The organism is Halorubrum vacuolatum (assembly GCF_900188065.1).
Lineage (GTDB): Archaea > Halobacteriota > Halobacteria > Halobacteriales > Haloferacaceae > Halorubrum > Halorubrum vacuolatum.
The window spans coordinates 1-1,464 of sequence record NZ_FZNQ01000061.1 but is presented as its reverse complement, the minus strand read 5'-3'; the positions used below and the strand labels follow the sequence as shown (position 1 = coordinate 1,464).

General features: G+C 42.8%; 1 protein-coding gene. It reads left to right on the top strand.

The window, feature by feature from the left end:
* Positions 1–306 precede the first annotated feature (306 nt).
* On the top strand, positions 307–1,407 hold the full coding sequence (locus CHB65_RS16645) for an aminoacyl--tRNA ligase-related protein (RefSeq protein WP_089386128.1): 1,101 nt from the start codon (positions 307–309) through the stop codon (positions 1,405–1,407).
* Positions 1,408–1,464: the final 57 nt, after the last annotated feature.

The window sequence follows — 1,464 nt, the reverse complement described above, 5'->3', positions numbered from 1 at the left end:
GCGGAAGAGTACCTTTTGCACAACTGTACTCTCCCGCTTCATCTCCAACGTTCTAACGGACTATCGCCTCGCCGTCACCGGATTCAATAGAACCGATGATAACTGAAAACGCGGATACTTCTTCTAGCCGGGGTGGATCGGGATATACGGGCCAGAGACCTAATGAAAAAACAAAGCCTGACAATATGATAGCAATTGTAACTTGATTCAGTAATGCTGGTAAGCTTTGGTCGTTCATATTCTCATATTCAGCACTGGTATATTTTTGCTGGAGATATTAAGTAGGTTTACCACCACTACTACTTTATGACTGGCTCTGAACAAAAGTCAGATTTTGGACAACTCATCCGAGAATTAAGATACAAAGGTTTTATTGACGAAAGATACCCCGTACAAGGTTGCCTAGTCTGGATGCCTTACGGTTACAGATACAAAGAGCAAGTCTACCAGTGTATTGAAGACCGATTTCAAGAATCCGGTTATGAACCGTATCAATTCCCTCGGCTTATTCAACAAGAACCACTTGAAAAAGTACGCCAGTCCATCTACGATTTCACAGAAGGAGTGTTCTGGCTGTCTGATAAGGATGGTAATCGTTACGGTCAGTATTTGATTCCGACTGGGGAGACAGCCATTTATCCAATGTTCGACAAGTGGATCAATCAAGAGTCTGATTTACCCCTTCGTGTCTACCAACGTGGCTCTATTTTCAGGCCTAGGAAAAGCCCAAACATACTTTTAAACAACCGGGACAAAATGGATGTATCCGAAGCTCATGGTTCATTCTCAACGCGGCAAGAGATGGAGAATGAATTTGAACGGCTTCATCAGATGATGAACACAATCCACGATTCACTCGCTATTCCCACACTCCCACTCCTGCGACCCCAACAGGGTAATAAACCTGTTTTCAAAGATATGATTTCTTATGAAACTTATCTACCATCCAAAGAAAAAAGTGCGTTTGTAGGCATGCTTTATAAACAGAGTCAAATATACACAGAAGCATTAGATGTTACATATAGAACAACCTCAGGGGAAATTAAACATCCGTATCAGATAACATTCGGATTTACTGATCGTGTTGTACTGATGATGTTAGATCTTCACAGGGATGACGCTGGGTTCCGTTTGCTCCCTCAATTCGCACCAATCCAGATTTCGATTGTTCCTGTTTATGATGGTGATCGTAATGACGAGCTTGAGGAGTATACAAAAGATATCAACAATATCATCAACCGGCGGCGGACTGAAAGGCGGACTAGTTCAAAGACACCAGGTGCAATGTTAAAAGAAGGATATGGACGAGGTATCCCGATTCAGATCACCGCAAGTCCAGAGAATATGGATTCAAACACAGTCCGAATAATCGGTACTTCCCGAACGAGCCGAGAGAGTGCTGTCTGAACGCTACAAAATAGTCACTTTCTGTATGATTAGACGATCAATCTCAGCTACTACCGC